General features: G+C 69.8%; 17 protein-coding genes. 7 read left to right on the top strand and 10 right to left on the bottom strand.

Annotation, left to right across the window (positions count from 1 at the left end):
- From H6726_13770 to H6726_13760, 3 genes are all read right to left on the bottom strand, one after another.
- Positions 1-891: a hypothetical protein gene (locus tag H6726_13770; GenBank protein MCB9658713.1), complete on the bottom strand. Its 891-nt coding sequence runs from the start codon at positions 889-891 to the stop codon at positions 1-3.
- A 79-nt stretch (positions 892-970) separates the two neighbouring features.
- Positions 971-2317, bottom strand: a complete 1347-nt coding sequence (locus H6726_13765) for a protein kinase (GenBank protein ID MCB9658712.1) — start codon at positions 2315-2317, stop codon at positions 971-973.
- Positions 2314-3504 (bottom strand): FHA domain-containing protein, encoded by a 1191-nt coding sequence (locus H6726_13760; protein ID MCB9658711.1) that lies wholly within the window; start codon positions 3502-3504, stop codon positions 2314-2316. Before H6726_13760 ends, H6726_13765 begins: the two co-directional genes overlap by 4 nt.
- Before the next feature lie 169 nt (positions 3505-3673).
- Between H6726_13760 and H6726_13755 the strand changes: the two genes are divergently transcribed.
- The 4 genes from H6726_13755 to pilB all read left to right on the top strand — a co-directional run bounded on the left by H6726_13755 (position 3674) and on the right by pilB (position 8009).
- Positions 3674-4507 carry an AraC family transcriptional regulator gene (locus tag H6726_13755; protein ID MCB9658710.1) on the top strand — a complete coding sequence of 278 codons (834 nt, stop codon included), beginning with the start codon at positions 3674-3676 and terminating at the stop codon, positions 4505-4507.
- A 114-nt stretch (positions 4508-4621) separates the two neighbouring features.
- Positions 4622-5644 (top strand): DUF1566 domain-containing protein, encoded by a 1023-nt coding sequence (locus H6726_13750; protein ID MCB9658709.1) that lies wholly within the window; start codon positions 4622-4624, stop codon positions 5642-5644.
- Positions 5645-5677: 33 nt separating this feature from the next.
- Positions 5678-6127 carry a DUF1566 domain-containing protein gene (locus H6726_13745; protein MCB9658708.1) on the top strand — a complete coding sequence of 150 codons (450 nt, stop codon included), beginning with the start codon at positions 5678-5680 and terminating at the stop codon, positions 6125-6127.
- Between the two features lie 178 nt (positions 6128-6305).
- Complete coding sequence (pilB, locus tag H6726_13740) at positions 6306-8009, top strand: type IV-A pilus assembly ATPase PilB (GenBank protein ID MCB9658707.1); 1704 nt, start codon at positions 6306-6308, stop codon at positions 8007-8009.
- A 65-nt stretch (positions 8010-8074) separates the two neighbouring features.
- On the opposite strand, the gene H6726_13735 is transcribed toward pilB, so the two are convergent.
- From H6726_13735 to H6726_13725, 3 genes are read right to left on the bottom strand one after another with little or no spacing between them, the layout of a single operon-like run.
- Positions 8075-8425 carry a hypothetical protein gene (locus H6726_13735; GenBank protein MCB9658706.1) on the bottom strand — a complete coding sequence of 117 codons (351 nt, stop codon included), beginning with the start codon at positions 8423-8425 and terminating at the stop codon, positions 8075-8077.
- The gene (locus tag H6726_13730; GenBank protein MCB9658705.1) at positions 8416-9441 is read right to left on the bottom strand and encodes a phosphotransferase family protein; all 1026 of its coding nucleotides are present in this window, start codon (positions 9439-9441) and stop codon (positions 8416-8418) included. Before H6726_13730 ends, H6726_13735 begins: the two co-directional genes overlap by 10 nt.
- Positions 9441-10487: a hypothetical protein gene (locus H6726_13725; protein ID MCB9658704.1), complete on the bottom strand. Its 1047-nt coding sequence runs from the start codon at positions 10485-10487 to the stop codon at positions 9441-9443. Before H6726_13725 ends, H6726_13730 begins: the two co-directional genes overlap by 1 nt.
- A 140-nt stretch (positions 10488-10627) precedes the next feature.
- On the opposite strand from H6726_13725, the gene H6726_13720 reads away from it, so the two are divergent.
- Positions 10628-12190 (top strand): long-chain-fatty-acid--CoA ligase, encoded by a 1563-nt coding sequence (locus H6726_13720; GenBank protein MCB9658703.1) that lies wholly within the window; start codon positions 10628-10630, stop codon positions 12188-12190.
- Between the two features lie 159 nt (positions 12191-12349).
- Here H6726_13720 and H6726_13715 read toward each other — a convergent pair whose 3' ends face one another.
- Positions 12350-15154, bottom strand: a complete 2805-nt coding sequence (locus tag H6726_13715) for a bifunctional aconitate hydratase 2/2-methylisocitrate dehydratase (protein MCB9658702.1) — start codon at positions 15152-15154, stop codon at positions 12350-12352.
- A gap of 89 nt (positions 15155-15243) precedes the next feature.
- Between H6726_13715 and H6726_13710 the strand changes: the two genes are divergently transcribed.
- A complete protein-coding gene (locus H6726_13710; protein ID MCB9658701.1) occupies positions 15244-16116 on the top strand; it encodes a LysR family transcriptional regulator in 873 nt (290 codons plus the stop codon).
- A 163-nt stretch (positions 16117-16279) separates the two neighbouring features.
- Here the strand turns inward: H6726_13710 and H6726_13705 are convergent, their stop codons facing one another.
- The gene (locus tag H6726_13705; GenBank protein MCB9658700.1) at positions 16280-16915 is read right to left on the bottom strand and encodes a glutathione S-transferase family protein; all 636 of its coding nucleotides are present in this window, start codon (positions 16913-16915) and stop codon (positions 16280-16282) included.
- A gap of 35 nt (positions 16916-16950) precedes the next feature.
- Here H6726_13705 and H6726_13700 point away from each other — a divergent pair, with 35 nt between their 5' ends.
- A complete protein-coding gene (locus tag H6726_13700; GenBank protein ID MCB9658699.1) occupies positions 16951-17997 on the top strand; it encodes a helix-turn-helix domain-containing protein in 1047 nt (348 codons plus the stop codon).
- Positions 17998-18024: 27 nt separating this feature from the next.
- Here the strand turns inward: H6726_13700 and H6726_13695 are convergent, their stop codons facing one another.
- Positions 18025-19125, bottom strand: a complete 1101-nt coding sequence (locus tag H6726_13695) for a hypothetical protein (protein MCB9658698.1) — start codon at positions 19123-19125, stop codon at positions 18025-18027.
- Positions 19126-19427: 302 nt separating this feature from the next.
- Positions 19428-20483 (bottom strand): hypothetical protein, encoded by a 1056-nt coding sequence (locus tag H6726_13690; protein MCB9658697.1) that lies wholly within the window; start codon positions 20481-20483, stop codon positions 19428-19430.
- Positions 20484-20594 lie beyond the last annotated feature (111 nt).

The following is a 20594-nucleotide window of genomic DNA, read 5'->3' as shown; positions in this document are numbered from 1 at the left end:
CTAGCGCATCCTGACGCGCTGCTTGGGCACCATGCCCGCGCGCTGCAGGGTCGCGATGGCCAGCTGCTTCATCTCGGGGTGACCCTTGGTGGCCATGGCCATCACGATGTTGGGCTCGACCAGCACGAGGCGCTCCATGGCCTCTGCGGCGAGGCCGCGCTTCTTCAGCCCGAAGAAGGTGTAGACCTGCGCGCGTAGCAACAGCGGCCGCACCTCGGCCAGCTCGGGATCGGCTTCGTTCAGACCCTCGAGCGCCGTGCGGGCGTCGTCCGGGCGCCCGTTTCGCGCGAAGCTCTCGGCCCGCACGGCGGCGTAGAGCGCCTTCTGCTTGGCCTGCTGCTGGGCCTCGGGCTTGATGTCGCGGGCCAGGTCCAGCGCGTTCTTGGGCTTGCCGGTGAGCAGGTACATCAGCGCCAGCTGCGCGCGGATGTCGTTGCGCAGGATGGCGGGCGACTTCTCGATGTCGATCGACTCGAGCTTCGCGATGGCCGCCGCGGGGTCGTCCTGCGCCAACAGCTGCGCCTGAGCGAGGACGTTCATGGCGTCCTTGCCCTCGGGCGACTGCGCAGCCAGGGCGGCCAGCGCGCTGGCGCGACCCTCGGCGTCCGTGGCGCCCTTCATGATGTCCACGATGGCCGACGAGCGGCGTGTCATGTTCCAGATGTAGAGCCCGAACCCCACGGCAGCGGCCGTCAGCACGCTCACGATGCCGATGCCGACGTACCCCACCATGGGCATGGCCATGAAGGCCAGCAGCCAGAGCACGGCGAAGCCCACCAGGATCATGCCGATCACCCGCCAGTTGGCGCGCGGGGTCTCGACCTGTCGGAGCGCCTCGTTCGGATCGACGCGCTCGCTGCCTGCTTCTAGCTTCTTGCCCTTTTTTGCCACGCGCAGGAACTACCCCGAGCCCGCCCTCCGGGCAAGCTGGCCCCGCGCGAAGCGACGTGTGCCCCCCAACTGACCCAACTCACCCCCGGGGCAAGGCGTCCTCGAGTCCGGCCATCACCTGCGCCAGTGACGGTCGCGCCGCAGGGCTCTCGCGCAGCGTGGCCGCGAGGAGGGACGCGAGCGGCTTGGGCACGCTCCCTTGCGCGGGCGCGAGCAGCTCCGCCGCGGCCCGCCCCCACGCGAACACGTCCGCCGCAGGCTGCGCGGGCGCAGCCGCGAGCTGCTCGGGCGGCATGTACTGCCGAGTGCCCTCCGCGGCCGCCCCGCTGGGCGCAGCGCCGATGGGCAGCGCGATTCCGAAGTCGGTGAGGACGACGCGCCCGTCGTCCCGCAGGAGCAGGTTGCTGGGCTTCACGTCGCGGTGCACGAACCCCGCGGCGTGCACCGCAGCGAGCCCCACCGCCGCGCTGTGCAGCAGCGCGAGCGCGCGCGGCAGGTCGTAGCCGCCGCGGTCGATCAGCGTGCGGACCGAGCCCGAGGGGAGGTACTCGAGCGCGACGGCGAACAGCTGGGCGTCGAGGTCCAAGACGCGACAGACGAGCGGGTGCTCGATGCGTGCGGGGGTGCGCACCTCCACCAGGAGGCGCTCCCACTCGGCGCGCCCCTGCCGGTGATAGACCTTGAGCGCGACGCGACGGTCGAGGCGCGTGTCACGCGCGAGGAACACCGTGCCGGCGCCGCCCCGCCCGAGCTCCTGCTCGATACGGTAGCGCCCCTGCGAGAGAGCTCCCTCCGCCGCGAGCGTGGCCCCTCCCGTAGCCGCCGCCCGCTCGCGCTCGACGAGGCGCTCCAGCTTGGATGACGCGCGGGCGTGACCCACGTCACGGGCGAGGATGGCCTCGTAGAGCTGCCGCGCCTCCGCGTTCCGACCACGACGCTCGTGGATCTCGGCGGTGAGCTGCGCTGCCAGCGCGTCGAACGACGCGTCCGACACGAGGGGCGCGAGGACGTCCAGCGCCTCGGCGTCCTGTGCGCGCGCGCAGTAGACCTCCGCCATGGCGAGGCGCAGCCGGGGCGCCTGGACGCCGTGGAGCAGCAGCGCCGCGGCGAGGCTGAGCGCGCTGCCTGCGCGCCCCTCCGCCTCGAGCCGCTCGAGCGCGGTGACGGCGGCCCCCTCGTCGAACGAAGCCGGATGGTTGTTCATGCCCCGCAGGACGTCCTCGGGCCCGGCCGGGACGACCGCCCCCGCCCGTCCAGGGCGCGTGCCCGCGCCGCTGGACGCAGGTTGCGCCGCGGCGTGATGGGCAGCGTACCCGCCGCCGGCCTCGACTTCCGCCTGTGGACCGGACGGCTCCGCGCCCGCAGGCGGTTCATCCCCGACGCCTTCGCCACGCAGCGCTTGGCGCACACGCTGCCAGAAGCTCACGACACCACCTCGACGGGCACGCCGTCGATGGAGAGCCGATCGCCGACGAGCAGGTCGACGGGCGCCACGCAGCGCTGTCCGTCCAGCAGAACTTGGCCCCCCGGTGCGCCGCGCAGCACGGGATAGCCCTCCTCGAAGGTCACGCTCGCCGCCACGCCAGGGAGTTCGAGGGCGCCCACCCCTGCGAGGGCCGCAGTCCCAGCGTCCAGCCCAGACAGCACGCGCACGACGACGTGCGCTGCCCCTGGCTCGACGCGCACCCGTACGTCGTCGCCCAGCCCTGCGTCGCTCGGGCCCGAGAGCGAGAGGGGCGCGCCCAGCGGGACGCCGCTGACCAACGTGCCGTTGCGACTGCCGAGGTCCTCCAGCACCACGCCGCGCGCGTCGAGGCTGAGGCGGCAGTGCGCGCGGGACACGCCCGTGCCCCGCACCGTCACGTCCCCTTCGCGACCGATGGTCACGGGGAGCGCGCCGAGCAGGCTCACCGCCGTGTTCGCGACACGCAGCGCGCAGCGCGTGGGGGCGGTACGTCGCGCTTCCAGGCGCCGGACCAGGTCCCGGACCTCCGCGTCCGCGGCGGTGTCCGCGACGTCGCCCTGCCCTGTCCGCGCGGCCGCCACGCCGCGCTGGAGCGCGCGCATGGCCTCGCGTCGTTGTCCGACGACCATCGCCACTTCGTAGTCGCGCACCGCCGCGCGCCGCTCCCGCTCGGCCTGCCCCTCGCGCGCCGCGGTCTCCAGCAGCGCCTCCAGCCGCTCGATCTCGCCCGCCGCCTCGAGGCACCGGATGGCGTCGTCGCGGTAGCCCAGCAGCTCGAACGCGGTCGCGGCGTAGGCCGGGCGCTGGGCCTCCTCCAGGTGGGCGGCCGCCTGCTCCAGGCGCTGGCGGTCCTCGGCCGTGTGGACGCCACGCCGCTGCGCGTCTTCGAGGCGCGCCATCCCCATGTGTCCCGCGATCTCGCGCGCTCGCTCGGTGCCAGCCGGGAACCACCGCAGCGCGTCACGATACGCCGCGACGCGCGCCTCCACCTCCTGCTGGCGCGCCGCATGGAACAGCCACGCCTCCCCGGCCTCCTCGTCCGCCCCTGCCTCGGCGTAGAGCTCGGCCGCCTCCCGGTACTCGCCTCGCCCTTCCGCCCGGCGGGCGCGGCGGTAGGTCGCATCGAAGACCCTTCGCAAGAAGCTCATGGGAGCGAATCCTAGCAGAACTGCCCCGCGCGCCTGCGCCCGCCGGAGGAAACGCTCTCGACCGGCATCCTTGCGATTCGGGGCCGCGTTCTCGACACTCCCTCCGCCGTACCGGGCGTGCGCTCGCGCGTGTGACCTCCTCTGGGCGCGGGCGGCGCGGTTCTCGACGATGCAGAGCTCACAACGACCCCCTCCCCATTCGGTCGCCGCCTACGCGGATCGTATCTTCGTCCAAGCCGTCGACGTGCCGCGGGAAGCTCCTCCCATCCCCGCGTGGACCAACGGCTTCCTCATGCTTCAGGCTGGTGACGTCTTCGACATGCAGCTCGAAGGCGGCGAGCGGCTCCCAGGCTACCGCCTGATGGCGGTTGGTCCGATGACGCGGCCGACCTATTTCGCGGACGCCCCGGTGCGCGTGCGCGGCGTGGCCGTTCGGCTGCGCCCGGGCGCACTGCCCCGGCTCCTCGGCGGTGCGACGCTCGTCGACGCGACGCGCGATCTCTCGGAGCACTTGGTTGGCGACGACCGGAAGGCCCCCGAGGTGGGAGAGCAGGAGGAGGAGGAGGAGGAGGAGGAGGAGGAGGAGGCGCTCGTCCTGCGCGCGACCGCAGTGCTCGAAGCGCTGATCGCGCGCGGACCCCTGACGCCCAGAGGGACCGAGCTATTCGGGAGGGCGATGACGTTGATCGAGGAGGGGCCTCGGGACCTCGTCGTCTCCGCGCTCGCTGCGGCGCTCAGCGTCTCGACCGTGGCGCTCCGAAACGCCTTCCACGCGAACGTCGGGCTCCCTCCGAAGCGGTTCCTTCGCGTGCGTCGCATGGAGCAGGTGCTCGAGTCCTTCTTCGACACCCCCGACCTCGAGTATCTGTCGCGGATCCACGGGTTCGCGGATCAGTCGCACTTCATCCGAGAGTTCCGCGCGTTGTGCGGCGCGACCCCGACCGCGTTCCTGGAGCGCGTCGCGACGGAAGCGGTGCGTGAGGTGCACAACAACCTCGCCTGAGCCCCCGGGAGGCGTGACCGTCCTTTCGATTCGTTCAATACCGGCGCGGTGCGGCCCTCCTAGCCTCCGGGTGTGCACAGTCGTCCCCCCTCGCCACTCGTACTCCCCGACAGGGTGCTCGTCACCGCTGCCGCCAGTTGCTTCGCCCTCGCCGCGCTCCTCGGCGGCTGCGGGTCAGACCCTGGTCCCGGGATTGGAGTCGACCAAGGCCCCGACTCGACGATGGACCAGGGCCCGAGCTTCGAGCTGGGGACGTCGTGCGCCGTCGACAACGGGGGGTGCGACCCGCTCGTGGCGTGCTCCATGGGCGGAGGCACCGTCGACTGCGGCCCCTGTCCGGAGGGGTACTCCGGCTCCGGCGTCACCGGCTGCGTAGACGTCGACGAGTGCGCGAGCGACAACGGCGGGTGCGGGAGCGCCGCCTTCTACGCGTGCACCAACCGCGTCGGTGCGGCGCCCACGTGCGCCGACATCGACGAGTGCACGGACGGCACGGCGGGCTGTGATCTCCACGCGACGTGCGTCAACCAGGTAGGGGCGGCCGCGGAGTGCATCTGTGAGGCAGGCTATGTGGGGGATGGCATGACCTGCGCGCTCGACCCCTGCGACGGCGCGACCGTCTGCGCGGGGACGTGGCCGGCCACGAGCACGCCGTACTCGTTCGAATGCGTGCCGCGGGTGCCGACCTACGTGTGCCAGGGTCAGCTCCCTACGTGGGACGTGACGGATGACGCGCTCACGAGGAGCGGACGCTTCGAGGTGCGCAGCGGCAGCGATGGCGTGCTGGGGACGGCCGACGACACCGTGCTCGACCTGGTCACGAGCCTCGAGTGGGAGCGTCTGCCCCCCTCGGGCACCTACACACAGGCCGAGGCCGTGGTTCGATGCCAGGGGCTGTCCATCGCGGGAGGAGGCTTCCGGCTCCCCGAGAAGAGCGAGCTCGAGTCGCTCGTGGACCCGACCAGGGCGAATCCCGCGATCGACACGAGCGCCTTCCCGCAGCCCATCGGCACCAGCTACTGGAGCCGCACCCCCTACGTCCCGGGCTTCGACCAGGGCTTCAGCCTCACCTCGTTCAACGGCCGCACCGAGATCGCGGCCGATACTTCCGCCAAGAGCGCGCGCTGTGTGCGCTGAGGAAGCACGGACCCCATGAACACGAGACCCCAAATGCCTCGCTTGCTCCTCGCCGTCGCCTTCGTCGGGCTGGCGACCGTCGCGCTCTTCGGAACGCGCGCGGCCGCGCTCGCCCCCGATGGCCGATATGTCGTCGACACGGACACCACCACCGACACGGTCACCGCGTTGACGTGGCAGCAGACTCCACCAGAGGCGAGCTACGATCAGGCGGCCGCGAACGCGTACTGCGACGGACTCGCGCTCGGCGGCCACGAAGATTGGCGACTCCCGTCTCTCCACGAGCTGCTCTCGATCGTCGACCCCACCCGCGGCGGCCCGACGATCGACTCGCGAGGCTTTCCCTCTACGCCGAGCGCCTACTACTGGACCCGTACGCCCTACGCGCCGGTCTCGGGGCTCGGCTGGACGGTCTCGTTCTCGGCCGGCACCTCGTTTCCACAGAACGAATCGGTCGCCGCACGCGTCCGCTGCGTTCGCTGAGCCTGCTCCGAACGCCAGCGATCTGGGCGTATCCCCGAAACGCCAAGCCAGCGACGCGCGAGGCCAGCGACCCCTCCACGGAGATTGCTCCGTCTAGCTGACCGTTTAGGGTATTCTTCTCCAGTCCTGCCGTCATTGGGTGGCGGCGCCTTCCCCCCGGATTCGGAGTCAGTGGTCCATGAGCAATCGCCTCGGAGAGCTTCTCGTACGTGAAAAGCGCATCAGCCTCGAGCAGCTGCGCACAGCACAGGAGACTCAGCGGCGGGACAAGGTCAGCCTGGGCTACGCGCTCGCTCGGCAGGGCGTCATCTCGGACGACGAGATCACCGAGTTCCTCAGCGCGCAATACCGGGTGCAGTCCATCGACCTCAGCAACTACGAGATCGACCCGGACGTGATGAAGCTCATCTCCCACGACGTGTGCATGCGCCACAAGGTCGTGCCGGTGTCGCGCGCCGGGTCGGCGCTGATCGTGGCCATGGTGGACCCGTCCAACCTGCACGCCATCGACGACATCAAGTTCCTCACGGGCTACAACGTCGAGCCCGTCGTGGCGTCCGAAGCCGCCATCCTCGCGAAGCTCGAGCAAGGCAACGCCCCGCCCGAGATCTCCTACGACGACATCATGGACGGGTTCGATGAAGACGACATCGACTTCACCGGCACCGAAGAAGACGTCAACATCATGGACCTCGAGCGGGCGTCGGGGGACGCGCCGGTCGTGCGCCTGTGCAACGCCATCCTGCTCAACGCCATCAAGAAGGGCGCGTCCGACATCCACATCGAGCCCTACGAGAAGAGCCTGCGGGTGCGCTACCGCATCGACGGCGTGCTCAGCGAGGAGATGCGTCCGCCGCTGAAGATGAAGAACGCCATCTCGTCGCGTATCAAGATCATGTCCTCGCTGGACATCGCCGAGCGCCGGCTGCCGCAGGACGGCCGCATCAAGCTGAAGATGGGCAAGGGGCGCGAGATGGACTTCCGCGTGTCCGTCCTCCCGACGCTCTTCGGCGAGAAGATCGTCATGCGACTCTTGGACAAGTCCAACCTTCAGCTGGACATGACCAAGCTGGGCTTCGACGAGGGGCCCCTGTCGGACTTCAAGGAGAACATCCACCGTCCATACGGCATGGTGCTGGTCACGGGGCCGACGGGTTCCGGAAAGACCACCACGCTGTACTCCGCGCTCTCCGAGCTGAACACGATCGACACGAACATCAGCACCGCCGAGGATCCCGTCGAGTTCAACCTGGCCGGCATCAACCAGGTCAACATGCACGACGACATCGGCCTGAACTTCGCCGCGGCGCTGCGCAGCTTCCTGCGCCAGGATCCGGACATCATCATGGTCGGTGAGATTCGTGACTTCGAGACGGCCGAGATCGCCATCAAGGCCGCTCTCACGGGCCACATGGTGCTCTCCACGCTGCACACCAACGACGCGCCCAGCACCGTCACCCGCTTGCTCAACATGGGCGTCGAGCCCTTCCTCGTCACCGCCTCGGTCAACCTGGTGGTGGCGCAGCGCCTCGCGCGCCGCATCTGCGCGGACTGCAAGCAGCCCACGACGTACACCGAGCAGGCCATGCTGGACGTCGGCTTCAAGAAGGACGAGCTGAGCAACCTCAAGCTCATGAAGGGCACCGGCTGCGCGACGTGCGGCGACTCTGGCTACAAGGGCCGCGTGGCGCTCTACGAGGTCATGCCCTTCCGCGACCAGCTCAAGGAGCTGGTGTTGCAGGGCTGCTCCACGGCCGAGCTGAAGCAAGAGATGATCCGTATCGGCATCACGTCGCTGCGCATGGCCGGCCTCGCCAAGGTGCGTGGGGGCATGACCACCATCGAAGAGGTGCTGCGCACCACGGCCTCCGACTCGAACTGAGCGGAACACGGCGGGCTCGGGCGCCTGAGTCTTGGTGGTCCTAGCCCGTCCGACGGTCGTTTGGATCAGGACCCCTGGGGGTCGTCGATGGCCAGCTTGGCCGCGGTGATCGCCTCGAGCGCGTCCAGCAGCGCGGGGTCCCGCGGCTCGAGTTCACCGCGCGCGATGGCGTCCACGAGCGCCGTGTTGAGCGCACCCGCGTCGCCGCGCTGGCCCACGAGCGCCCCCAGCAGCGCCGCCTCCTCGCGCTCGAACGCGGGCCCCTCACGCAGCTCCCGACGCGCGATGGCGAGCGCGCGCAGCGCCACGCGGAGGTAGAAGCGCTCCGCCCCGTCCAGCTTCGGGAGCAGCTGGTCGCGCAGGTGCTCTTCCACGGCCTCGAGGAGCTCCTCGGCGCTGGGTCGATTCAGCGGCATGTCACCTCCTCGCGGTCTCCGCGCAGCAGGTGCAGCACGTCGCGCTCCACCTCGGCCACGCGCCGACCGATGACCGCGCGCTCCACCGAGCGCGCCGCGCCGCGCAGGTGCGCGTAGGCCTGGTACTGACAGATGATCGCCCACTTGAGGTTGCCGAACAGCTCCCAGTAGCGCAGCGCCGTGGGGTCCACCGCGCGGCCGCTCGCGCGCTCGTAGGCGGCCAGCAGCGCGCCGCGGTCTCCCACGCCTCCGACTGCGCCCGCACCGCCGAAGCGCCACGCTGCGACGCACAGCCACCCGAGGTCCTCGACGGGGTCGCCCAGATGTGTGAGCTCCCAGTCGAGCACCCCGACGAGGCCAGCGGGGCCGACCACGAGGTTGCCGACGCGAAAGTCTCCGTGGACCAAGCAAGGCCCTTCGGACGTCTCGGGACGGTCGTCGCGGAGCACACGGAACGCCGCCTCGAGCACGGGCGCGCGCTCCCCGAAGCTGCGGTGGAGCCGCATCAGCTCGTCCAGCTGCGTCTCTGCGCCACGCACCGGCAGGCTCGGCAGGTCCCCGGGGGACACGTCGTGGATACACGCGAGCGCCTGCGCGCACTGCCCCACGAGCGCCGCGCGCGCTGCGCCGAACGCGGGATCACGGACGATGCGCGGCCCGAGGGTCTCGCCCTCGAGGCAGCCCATGAGATACCCGTCGCCCAGCACCGAGTGCGCCTCGAACGCCGCCACCACCTCCGCCACGGGGCCTCCGGCGGCGAACACCGCAGCTTGAGTAGCAGCCTCGAGCGCGGGCCCGACGCGTCCCCCGAAGGGGTCGCCCGGGGCAGCACGCCGCAGGATCAAGGCGCGCTCGGTCCCACTCGCGCCCACGCGCACCCTCACGCGGTGGGTGGTCGCCGAGGCGCCTGCGGTCAGCCGCTTGACCTCGACCACCTCGGTGTCGGGCCCAAGCGCGTCGCGGCAGAGCATGGCCACCGCCGCACCCAGCGCTTCCTGTTGGACTTCGCCAACCATCAGCGCGGATACCCAGCGGGCTCCTCGCCGTTCATCTGGTCCAGGTACTCCGCCATGCCGTAGCCCACGTGCCCGTCGCACACGTAGCGGGTCATGGCCTCGGTGATGCGCGTCTCGAGCCACACGCCGTCGTCCTGCTTCCGACGGTTGCGGAGCGGAATGCACGCGAGCGCGCGGCCCTCCACCACGTAGTCGCGTCCGCTCGCGGTGCGCAGCTGCACCCGCTGCCCGAGCGCCTGCCGACCGTCGCCGTAGTCACTCTCGACCGAGCCGGAGACGACGTGGTCGTAGCGCTTCTCGCCGTCGGCACCCCGCGTGAGCACCATGCCCCACACCCGGGGCGCCCCCGTACGCAGCGTGACGACGCTCACGTTGAGCGCGAAGTCCTCGGTGAAGCTCATCGGGAGCCAGCGGTACCAGAGCAGGTTCTGCCAGTAGCGCGGGCCCCACGAGTGGTCGCGCAGCCCGAGGCCGTCCACCGTGAAGCGTTCGGTCCCGACCACGAAGTGCCCGCGCCCGCGCACGTGCTGCTCGTAGTGGCCGCGCGCGAACGCGTCCTCGGGCGCCTCTTGCACGGGTTGTCGGTCGGCGTCCACCTGCTCCCCGCCGAACATGGGGGAGACCCCTTCGAGATCCAGCTGAACCTCGGCAGCGACCACGGGATTCTCGCGGAACGCGCGCTTCGGGTCGCGCATGGCTTGTGGGTCGCCCAGCACGCACAGGGAGCCGCGGTAGGTCACGCGCATCCGCGCGAACGGCTCGAGCACCTCGAAGCGCATGCCCGCGCGGTCGAGCGCCGCGTTGTCCGAGATGGGCGGGCGCTGGTGCATGAAGCCCACACGCCCATCCGGCAGGTACACGCAGCAGGACATCTCGGCGTGCCCCTCGTTGGGCCGGTTGCCCACGCGAAACCACCCCCCGAGCTGCTGCGCGTGGTCGAACACGTTCACGTACATACTCTCGTTGAAGTTCACGGCCTCCTCGACGGGGTGCATGCCCTCGTCGGCGGGCTCCAGGCGGAGGCGCGTGCTGTCGCTCATGTCCATGGTGCTGCTCGTGGGTTGGCGTCGGACCCGGCCGAGCGCGCACGTCCACCACGTGTGGACAGCGGCGCCGACCTCGCGTATTAGACACCGGGTGAATAAGCGCCGCAACCCCAACCTGCGCGGCCCCGAGGAGCACACGAATGACGCACGACGCCCCCATCATCCCGAAGGCCGAGCGACGCAACCACTGGATGAACCACGTGGCAGGCCACGCGAGCATGCGCCCGGAGCAGGTCGCCTTCCGCTACCGCGACGTGCCTACCACGTGGAAGCAGACCCACGAGCGCTCGCGGGCGTTCGCGGCGGGGCTCGGGCGGCGGGGCGTGGGCTTCGGTGACCGGGTGCTGATGCTGGTGCTCAACCGCACGGAGGTGATCGAAGCCGTGCTGGGGATCAACACGTTGGGCGCCATGGCGGTGCCCGTGAACATCCGCCTCGCGCCGCCTGAGATTGCGTACATCGTCGACGACGCGGACGGTGACGTGCTCATCGTGGACGAGCCGCTGATCCCGCTCGTGGGCGCGGTGAAGCAGCTGACCACGCGCATCAAGCGGGTGATCGTGCTCGGCAAGGCGCCCGACGGTATGGAGGCGTTCGACGACGTGGTGGCCGAGGGGAGCGCTGGGTTCGAGGCCCCCGACGTGCCCGAGGACACCCCTGCCCTGATCATGTACACGTCCGGCACCACGGGCCGCCCCAAGGGGGCCATGCTGGACCACGGGAACATGGTGGCGCAGTCCATCACGTGCATCCGCGCCATGAACGTGTTCCGCGAAGACGACGTGGCGTTCATGACCGCGCCCCTGTTCCACATCGCGGGCTGGGGCTCGCTGGCGCCGAACCTCATGCTGGGGATTCGCACAGTGATTCACCCGCTGGGCGGGTTCGACCCCGGTGCGCTCTTGGACGCCTACGAGAAGGAGGGCGCGACGACCGCGTTCAACGTGCCCGAGCAGTGGAAGGCGCTGTGCGCGCATCCGGACGCCACGAGCAAGGGGCGCAAGCTGCGCATCATCAGCTGGGGTGCCGCGCCCGCGTCGCTCACGCTCCTGCAGAAGATGGGCGAGACCTTCCCCAACGCGCTGAACGTGGCGGTCTTCGGGCAGACCGAGATGTCCCCCATCACCTGCGTGCTGCGCGGGGACGACTCCGCCCGCAAGATCGGTTCGGTGGGGCTACCGGTGCCCACCATCCAGTACCGCGTGGTGGACGACGCCATGAACGACGTGTCGCGCGGCGAGGTGGGCGAGATCATCTACCGCGGTCCGACGCTGATGCAGGGCTACTGGCGCAAGCCCGCGGAGACCGCCGACGCGTTCGAGGGCGGCTGGTTCCACTCCGGCGACCTCGTGCGTCAGGACGACGAGGGTTACGTGTGGGTGGTCGACCGCAAGAAGGACATGATCATCTCGGGCGGCGAGAACATCTACTGCGCCGAGGTGGAGAACGCGCTCGCGACCCACCCGGACATCCTCGACGCCGCCGTGTACGGGCGCGCGGACGCCAAGTGGGGCGAGATCCCAGTGGCCGCCGTGGTGCTGCGTCCTGGGGCGTCGTTGGACGTCGAGACGCTGCAGACGTACCTGAACGCGCACCTCGCGCGCTTCAAGCAGCCCAAGGCGCTGGTGGTGTTGAGCGAGCTGCCGCGCAACGCGGGCGGCAAGGTGGTCAAGGGCACCCTGCGCAAGAACGACCCGGCCTGACGCACCGGAGGCCCCGCGCGCTCGGGCTGAGGCGAACGGTAGAGACCTCGGTCGCCCCCGCGAAAGCGGGGGTGGTCGGTACCCGGCACACGACGCACGAGGGCCCGCCTCAAAGAAGCGGGCCCTCTCCAGCAGGTCAGCGCCGGGAGCGTTGCGCGCTCAGCTCCGGCGCAGCATGACGAGGTCGTCGCCCTTGGCGGTCATGGACTCGGTCGGCGGTGCGAAGTCCGTCAGGGTGATGCCCGACACGGCGGCCTTGTACTCGTCGATGGTCGGGGTGCGGCCGAGGATGGTCGACAGCACCACGACGGGCGTGGACGCCAGCAGAGACTCGCCCTTCTTCTCGGGGGAGTCGGCCACCACGCGGCCCTGGAACAGGCGCGTCGACGTCGCCATCACGGTGTCACCCTTCTCGGCCTTCTCCTGGTTGCCCATGCACAGATTGCAGCCGGGGCGCTCCAGGTACATCGTGTTGTCGTACTTGGTGCGGGCGGTGTTCTTGGGCGCGGAGTCGTCGAACTCGAAGCCGGCGAACTCCTGCAGCACTTCCCAGTCGCCTTCGGCCTTGAGCTCGTCGACGATGTTGTAGGTGGGCGGCGCGACCACCAGCGGAGCCTTGAACGCGACGGTACCGTTCTGAGCCTTCAGGTTCTTCAGCATGTGCGCGAGGATCTTCATGTCGCCCTTGTGCACCATGCAGGAGCCCACGAAGCCGAGGTCGACCTTCTTCTCGCCCTTGTAGTAGGTCAGGTCGCGGATGGTGTCGTGGGTGTAGCGCTTGGACACGTCCTCGTTGTTCACGTCGGGGTCGGCAATCATGGGCTCGTCGATCTGGTCGAGATCGATCACCACCTCGGCGAAGTACTTGGCGTTCGCGTCCGGTGCCAGAGCGGGCTTCTCGCCGGAGCGGATCTCGGCGATGCGCTTGTTGGCGCGGTCGACGAGGCCCTGAAGGACCTTGTTCGCGTTGTCCATGCCCTTGTCGATCATGATCTGGATGCGGCCCTTGGCGATCTCCAGCGACTCGATCAGCGTCTCGTCGTTGGAGATGCAGATGGAGGCCTTGGCCTTCATCTCGGCGGTCCAGTCGGTGAAGGTGAAAGCCTGGTCGGAGGCCAGCGTGCCGATGTGCACCTCGATGACGCGGCCCTGGAAGACGTTGTCCCCCCCGAACTGGCTCAGCATCTGCGCCTGCGTGGCGTGCACCACGTCGCGGAAGTCCATGTAGGGCTTCATGGCGCCCTTGAAGGTCACCTTGACCGACTGCGGGATCGGCATGGACGCCTCGCCCGTGGCCAGCGCCAGCGCGACCGTACCGGAGTCGGCACCGAACGCGACGCCCTTGGACATCCGGGTGTGTGAGTCACCGCCGATGATGATGGCCCAGTCATCCACGGTCAGGTCGTTGAGGACCTTGTGAATGACGTCGGTCATGGCGTGGTACTGGCCCTTCGGGTCACGCGCGGTGATCAGACCGAAGTCGTTCATGAACTTCATCAGCCGCGGGATGTTCGCCTGGGCCTTCTTGTCCCACACCGACGCGGTGTGACAGCCGGACTGGTACGCGCCGTCGACGACCGGCGAGATGACCGTGGCCGCCATCATCTCCAGCTCCTGAGACGTCATCAGGCCGGTGGTGTCCTGCGAACCCACGATGTTCACCTTCACGCGGACGTCGGAGCCGGCGTGCAGGACCTTGCCGGGCGTGGCGCCCACGGCGTTGCGGTTGAAGATCTTCTCGACCGCGGTCAGGCCCTGCCCCTCGTTGGAGACCTCCTTCGACGGGGCGAACACGGGCGTCGGCGCGACGCCGAGCGCCTGCGCGGCGAAGGTCTGCAGCTTCTTGCCGAAGACGATGGCGTAGGAGCCGCCGGCGCGCATGAACTCCATCTTCTGCGGCGTGAACGCGCGCGAGACGTCCATGACCTCCTTGTCGCCCTGATAGAGCTTCTTGGTCTTCGTGTTGATGGTGAAGACGGTGCCCGTGTCTACGGAGTACGCCTGCTCGAGCACGGGGTCGCCGTTCTCGTCGCGCACCAGGTTGCCGTCCGCGTCGGTCCGCTTGACCCAGTTCTTCAGGTCGAGGCCGATGCCGCCAGTGACGTCCACCGTGGTCAGGAAGATGGGCGAGATGCCGTTGGTGCCTGCCACGACCGGCGCGATGTTGATGAACGGCACGTACTCGCTGGCCTGCTTGCCGACCCACAGGGCCACGTTGTTGACGCCAGACATGCGCGACGAGCCCACGCCCATGGTGCCTTTCTCCGCGACCAGCATCACGCGCTTGTCCGGGTGCTGCGCCTGCAGGGCGACGAGCTCCTGCTGCGCCTTCTCGTCGATCATGCACTTGCCGTGCAGCTCACGGTCGGAGCGGGAGTGGGCCTCGCTCCCGGGCGACAGCAGGTCCGTCGAGATGTCGCCCACGCCAGCGACGTAGCTCACCACGTCGATGGTCTCGGGAAGCTCCGGGAGCTTGGTGAAGAATTCGGCCTTGGCGTAGCTCTCGACGACTCTGCGGGCGATGGGGTTGCCGGCATCGAGCGCCTGCTTGAGGCGGTCGGTGTCGGCCTCGTACAGGAAGACCTGGGTCTCGAGCACCGCGCCTGCGTCCTCCGCGATCTGCGCGTCGTCGCCGAGCGCTAGATCCAGGAGGACCTTGATGGAGGGGCCGCCCTTCATGTGACCGAGCTGCTCGAGCGCAGCGGCCTTGCTGATCTCCGGGACACTCACGTGGCCGCGGACGATCTCCTCGAGGAAGGCCGCTTTCACACCGGCTGCGCTGGTAGTGCCCGGAAGCGTGTTGTAGACGAAGAAGCGCAGGGCGTCTTCGCGGTGGGGGCTGGCCGGGTCCTTGATCAGCGCGATGACCTCGCCGAGGAGCCCCGCGTCGTCGATCGGCTTCGCGTGGAGGCCCTGCTTCTTCCGGTCTTCGATTTCCCCCAGATAACTCTCGTATGCGCTCATGTTCAACTCCTGATGCTCAGGATAGCGCCAAACGATTCATGCGATAATTTGTTTCTTTGCATGGATTGCATCGGTATCTTGCATGGGTCATGGACCTGACGTGGATGCGGACGCTCGTGGCGGTGGCGGAGACCGGAGCGATCGGTGAGGCGGCGCGGGTCGTGGGGCTCTCGCAGCCCGCCCTGAGCCGACGGGTGCAGCAACTCGAGGAGGAGTTCGGTGCCGAGCTCATCGAACGCAGCGGGCGCGGCATCGCGCTCACCGACGTAGGGCGGCTGGTGGTGGCCGAGGGCCGCACCCTCATCGGACGCTATGACCGGCTCAAGGAGGAGGTGCAGCGGCGGGTGCGCCTGGAGGCGGGAGTCGTGCGCGTAGGCGGGGGCGCGACCGCGGTGAGCTACGTTCTTCCCAAGACCATAGGCGTGTTCCGTAGCGCCCACCCCGACGTGCGCATTGACGTCTGGGAGGCGGGCTCACGCGACGTGGAGGACGCGGTGCGACGGGAGTCGCTCGAGCTCGGGCTGGTGACCCTGGGCTCGGGCTCGCCTCGTCACGCAGACCTGGTCGTGCGCCCGGTCTGCACGGACCGCATTGTGCTCGTCGCCGGACAGGGGCATCCACTGGCCGACAAGCGCCGCGTCACGGCGGCGCAGCTCGAAGACCAGAGCCTGGTCGGCTTCGAGGCCGGCACCGCCATCCGTGACCTGGTGGACACCGCCCTGCGCCAGGCCGGCGTCAGCATGAAGGTCATGATGGAGCTGCGGAGCATCGGCGCCATCCTGAAGATGGTCGAGATCACCGGCAGCCTGGCGTTCATCTCCGAGCTGGGCGCGCCCAGTGGCCGCGCGATCAAGGTGCAAGGCCTCAACGTCACCCGCCGCCTGGCCCTGGTCTCCAAGAAGGGGCGCCCCCTCAGCCCCGCCGCACAGGCCTTCGCGCAGGCCATCATCGCCGAGCGCTAGCAGCCCGCGTCCGAGCCATCCCTTCCTCGCTGACAGCCCGAGGCCCAGTGGCCGGCCGTTCGCGTTCGAGCAGCGCCTCACGCCGGACAGGGAGTGCGCCGCGAGGTGCCGAACGACCCTCCCGCTGACCCTGCGGGCGGTGGCCGGACGCGCGCCGCCCTTTTCAGGAAGCTGCGTCGTCCTTTGTCCGCTCGTACGCCTCACGCTCGGCGGCCAGGGTCTGCACGACGCTGGGGCGTTCGTTCAGCGCACCCCAGAAGCGCGCGAGGGCGGGGTACGCGCTGCGCCGGACGCCCAGCTGTGGCACCAGCACCAACGCCCAGAACAGGTACGTGTCGGCCACCGTGAGCCCCTGCCCCGTCAGGAAGGGCGTGCGGGCCAGCGTCGCATCGAGGTGTGCCAGGACGCGCGGCAGGTGGCGCGCGACGACGTCTGCCTTCGAGACCTGCGGCGCGGCGAAGTCGAAGTGGGTGGCCAGCACCTGCTTGTGCAGCTCCGTACCGATGTACGAGAGCCACGCGAGGCGCGCGAGCTGCGCGTCGAGGTCCGGCGCGTCGGCCCACGTCCCCACGCGCTCGATGTAGTGCAGCACGGCAGCGTTCTCGCTGATGACGCGGCCGTCGCTCGTGACCAGCACGGCCACCTTGCCCTTGGGCTCGACCGCGGCGAGCGCGCGACGCCCCTCGGAGTTCGGGTCGCGCGAGACCCAGGTGATGTCGAAGGGGATGCCACCCTCGCGCAGCGCGAGGTGGGCCGCGAGGGAGCAAGCGAATGGGATGGCGTAGAGCTGGACGGTCATGGCGCTCAGCCTGGGCCCTCGCTAGCATGTCGTAAATGACGCGCACCCCACACTTTCTGCCAAAGCGCGACCAGCTCCACCGCGTGCAGTTCGTGGCGCTCGAGCAGGCCCAAGCGCTCGACATCGTGGGCCCCATGGAGGCGTTCGACACCGCCAACCGCGTGCGCATCGACGCGGGCAAGCCGCCCTTCTACGCGCTCGAGCTGGTGGCGCGCAGCGCGCGGGTGAAGAGCGCGTCCGGCCTGACCCTTTGCGCCACGCCCCTGCGCCGCGCTCGGCCGGCCGACACGCTGGTCATCGGCGGCAGCCTGCCGATGGCCGACACGCCCACGCCGCAGCCGACGCTCGACCTGCTCACCCCCCTCGCCCAGCAGGCCCGGCGCACCGTCTCCGTGTGCAGCGGCGCGTTCGTACTGGGCGAGCTGGGCCTGCTGCGCGGCCGCCGCTGCACCTGCCACTGGCTCTACACCGACGCGTTGCGCGCGCGCTTCCCGGACGCGGAGGTGGTCCCCGACGCCATCTACACCAGCGATGACACGGTGTTCACGTCGGCCGGGGTCACGGCAGGCATCGACCTGGCGCTGCACCTGATCGGGCTCGACCTGGGGCCTCGCGTGGCGCTCGCGGTGGCGCGCTTGATGGTGGTCTTCCTGCACCGCCCTGGGGGCCAGTCCCAGTTCAGCGCGTCGTTGCGTCTGCCCGTCGCCGGCACCGAGGAGCGCATCCGCAAGCTCCTGGCCAGCATTGTCTCGACCCCGGGCGCATCTCACCCGGTGGACGCCATGGCCCGCCGGGTGGGCATGAGCCCGCGTCACTTCGCACGCGTGTTCCACGAGCAGACGGGTCAGACCCCGGCGGCCTTCGTGGCCGAGGTGCGCCTCGACGCCGCGCGTGCCGCGCTCGAGCAGACGGACGAGACCACGGCCAACATCGCGCACGCGTGCGGGTTCGGCGCGGACGAGTCCCTCCGGCGCGCCTTCCACCGGGCCCTCGGCGTAGCGCCCTCCGACTACCGACAGCGCTTCCGCGCCTCGCGCGCGCACGCTCCGTCACGGTCAGCGCAACCGCGTCGCGTCACGTGAGGCGGTTCCTCGTGTGGACGACACCTGCTAGCGGCGCAGCGTCATTCGCACGTCGTGCCAGTTGCGTTCTGGCGTGTGTCGATTGCCGTACAGCTGGCCATCGACGTCGATGATCTTTCCACCGGAGCCCGGCCAGGCGGCGACGACTTCCAAGCGCTCACCCGTCCACCGCAGCAACACCGTGTCCGCCCTGTTGTGCTGGGTCAGGGTCACATAGCCCGTGCGTGACGACTGGATGAAGGGCGCGTCGGAGCCCGCGTGCAGCTCGGCACGCTGAACGAGCGCGTCGCTCTCCTCGTTCATGGCGTAGACGCGGAGCCAACCTTTCGCGAGCTGGACCAGCACGGAGTCTTCGCTCAGCGCGTAGGGCGCCCCCAATGAACCGTCGACGGCTTCCTGTGTGACGTCGAGCGCCGGCAGGGTGACGCGCGCAAGCGTGCCCTCTTTGGACGACGCGGCTTCCGTTCGAAAGACGGCGTTGCCCGCCACGTCGAAGCCGATGTGCGCGCCCTTCCCCAGCCCCTTGCTCTTCTTCTGACCAGCAACCAGCGCGCGGATGCCCTTCTTGTGCACCGACACGGGGCAACCACCGAGCTCGACGAAGGCGACGTGACCGCCGCCCTTCAGCGCGTCGGCGACCGACGGTTCGGGCACGATGGTGCACGGCAGAGGCGGGGCCTTTCCACCGAGGGGTTCCGTCCCGACGCCCACCGCCTCGCGGTCTTCGTCGTTGCTCTTCGTGCCGCAGGCAAGCCGGCCGATCCAGACGGCCAGCGGCCCCTGCGCCTGCGCCGACTGAACCTCGGGGTCGAGGACGTAGACGCACTCCGGCTGGTCGTCGTTCCACAGCACCACTGCGGTCAGCGCGCCGGCGTCGTTGCCGATCATCGCGGCGTGGGCGTACCGCTCACTCGCTTCCTTGGCACCCGCGACCTCGAGCTGCTTGCGAGCGTCGCCTTCGCTGCCGACCGCGACTTCCCAGCCACCGACGCGGAACCATCCCGCGTCGCACGCGCACCGCGCAACGGCGAGGAGATCGGACGACGCGCCCTTGCCCGCCAACCACGCGCCGCCCTCGGGCTTGCCGTAGCGGTCGATGAACGGAGTGAGCACAGGGGAATGGTTCATGCGGTGACTCTAGGACAGGCCTCGCCGCCTCGCCAAGCCCTAGCCAGCGGGGCGTTCCGATGCCGGATGCATCGCAGCGGCCGCGTGCAGGAGGTCACGGCGTGCGGGCTCGATGACCTCGCCTAGCGCGCGCCTTCGGGGCTCTGTTCGGGCGAGGATCGACCGTTGGCCATGCACGCTGACCCAGTCGGGGGCCTGGTCCTCGCCCACCGGTCGCCGCAGCGCATCGTCCTCCCGAGACGGTTCCTGGGCGTGTGTGATCGCCCTGCGAAATGCGGCATCCCCCCGCGGGTGCGCCTTTGCTACGGCGAACGGGGGCTGTCCGTGACGTGGACCAGGCGTCCGTCGGCGAGCAGCGCGTGTTCTGCGCCCAGCACTCGAACGTCTCGAAGGGTGTACGAGTCGTCGGCGTGGGCGAGCGTCATGCAGTCCCAGGTCTCCCCGCGGCGCCCTCGGCACGCGCAACCCTCGGCGTGGCAGCTGAGCTCGCGGCGCCAGTTGGGGAGAACGTAGACCTCGTTGGCGGTGGTCGCGGCAAACGCTCCGCGCCGCAGCTGCTCCAGGCGCGTGACGCCTTCGAGTCGAAGCGGCGTCGAGGCCGTGCACGGCATACCAAAGGCACCCTCTCGTGGGGAGACGGGCTCCGCGTAGAGGTCCGCCCAGCGCCGAGTGCACCCCGAGCACTCGATCGTGCCCCGCGTGGTCAGCGCGCACAGCACGCGTTCGCTGGATCCGTCTTCCACCAGCGCGAGGTCGACCGCGTCGACCGTAGGGGACTCGAGGGCTTGGGCACTGGTCAGCGCACGACAGCGGACTCGGCCACCCACCACCGCACAGACGGTGCCATAGCCCGCGCCCAACGCCGTCGCGCCAGCGAACTCGGGAAGCTCGACGAACGCCGCGCGCGGGCCCTGCTCGGGATCCTCTGCGATGAGGACCGCAGTATCCGTCCGTATCACGATGTGGTGGGTGGTGAAGTGCACGTCCCGCACCCGCGACGGCGTCTCGACGCGCTCACCCACGGCTCCGACACCACAGAAGAGCCCGCCGTCGTCCGTGACACTGCAGAAGCGACCATAACGGGTCTGGAGGTTGACGAGACGGGGCGCCGGGACGCTGGTGGCGGTGGTCGGCCACGACGCCTCGGGTGCTTCCTCCGGCGCGATGGTGACCTGCCCGTCACGCGTGGTGTGTTCGCTGGTAGGTTCAGCTTCATCCGGCTGCGCACGCCGCCGCGACTGCTCTCGGGTTTCCACGCTGCCGCTCGCGCCGCCGCAGCCCAGCCACAGCGCAGCTGCGACGACCGCGAACCAACGCAGGGGCTTCAACAGGACCAGGGGGGCTGAGCGTGGGGACATGAAAGCGTTTCCTTCGCGAGCAGTGGGCATGCTCATGTGCGCGCCGATGGCATGGCTCGCATCGGCGGCAAGGCCCTGCATGAGGGCGGCCCTCGCGGCGTCGACGTCGTT

The sequence above is a fragment of the Sandaracinaceae bacterium genome (assembly GCA_020633055.1).
In the GTDB taxonomy this organism is placed as follows: Bacteria; Myxococcota_A; Polyangia; order Polyangiales; family Houyiibacteriaceae; genus JADJJE01.
Note: the sequence above shows the minus strand (reverse complement) of the source record. Positions and strands in the feature narration are given on the sequence as shown.

Excerpts from the sequence above, each read along its gene's own strand:
- H6726_13760 (MCB9658711.1), bottom strand. The coding sequence starts at position 3,504 with ATGAGCTTCTTGCGAAGGGTCTTCGATGCGACCTACCGCCGCGCCCGC.
- H6726_13755 (MCB9658710.1), top strand. The coding sequence starts at position 3,674 with ATGCAGAGCTCACAACGACCCCCTCCCCATTCGGTCGCCGCCTACGCG.
- H6726_13745 (MCB9658708.1), top strand. The coding sequence starts at position 5,678 with ATGCCTCGCTTGCTCCTCGCCGTCGCCTTCGTCGGGCTGGCGACCGTC.
- pilB (MCB9658707.1), top strand. The coding sequence starts at position 6,306 with ATGAGCAATCGCCTCGGAGAGCTTCTCGTACGTGAAAAGCGCATCAGC.
- H6726_13735 (MCB9658706.1), bottom strand. The coding sequence starts at position 8,425 with ATGCCGCTGAATCGACCCAGCGCCGAGGAGCTCCTCGAGGCCGTGGAA.
- H6726_13730 (MCB9658705.1), bottom strand. The coding sequence starts at position 9,441 with ATGGTTGGCGAAGTCCAACAGGAAGCGCTGGGTGCGGCGGTGGCCATG.
- H6726_13725 (MCB9658704.1), bottom strand. The coding sequence starts at position 10,487 with ATGGACATGAGCGACAGCACGCGCCTCCGCCTGGAGCCCGCCGACGAG.
- H6726_13720 (MCB9658703.1), top strand. The coding sequence starts at position 10,628 with ATGACGCACGACGCCCCCATCATCCCGAAGGCCGAGCGACGCAACCAC.
- H6726_13715 (MCB9658702.1), bottom strand. The coding sequence starts at position 15,154 with ATGAGCGCATACGAGAGTTATCTGGGGGAAATCGAAGACCGGAAGAAG.
- H6726_13710 (MCB9658701.1), top strand. The coding sequence starts at position 15,244 with ATGGACCTGACGTGGATGCGGACGCTCGTGGCGGTGGCGGAGACCGGA.
- H6726_13705 (MCB9658700.1), bottom strand. The coding sequence starts at position 16,915 with ATGACCGTCCAGCTCTACGCCATCCCATTCGCTTGCTCCCTCGCGGCC.
- H6726_13700 (MCB9658699.1), top strand. The coding sequence starts at position 16,951 with ATGACGCGCACCCCACACTTTCTGCCAAAGCGCGACCAGCTCCACCGC.
- H6726_13695 (MCB9658698.1), bottom strand. The coding sequence starts at position 19,125 with ATGAACCATTCCCCTGTGCTCACTCCGTTCATCGACCGCTACGGCAAG.
- H6726_13690 (MCB9658697.1), bottom strand. The coding sequence starts at position 20,483 with ATGTCCCCACGCTCAGCCCCCCTGGTCCTGTTGAAGCCCCTGCGTTGG.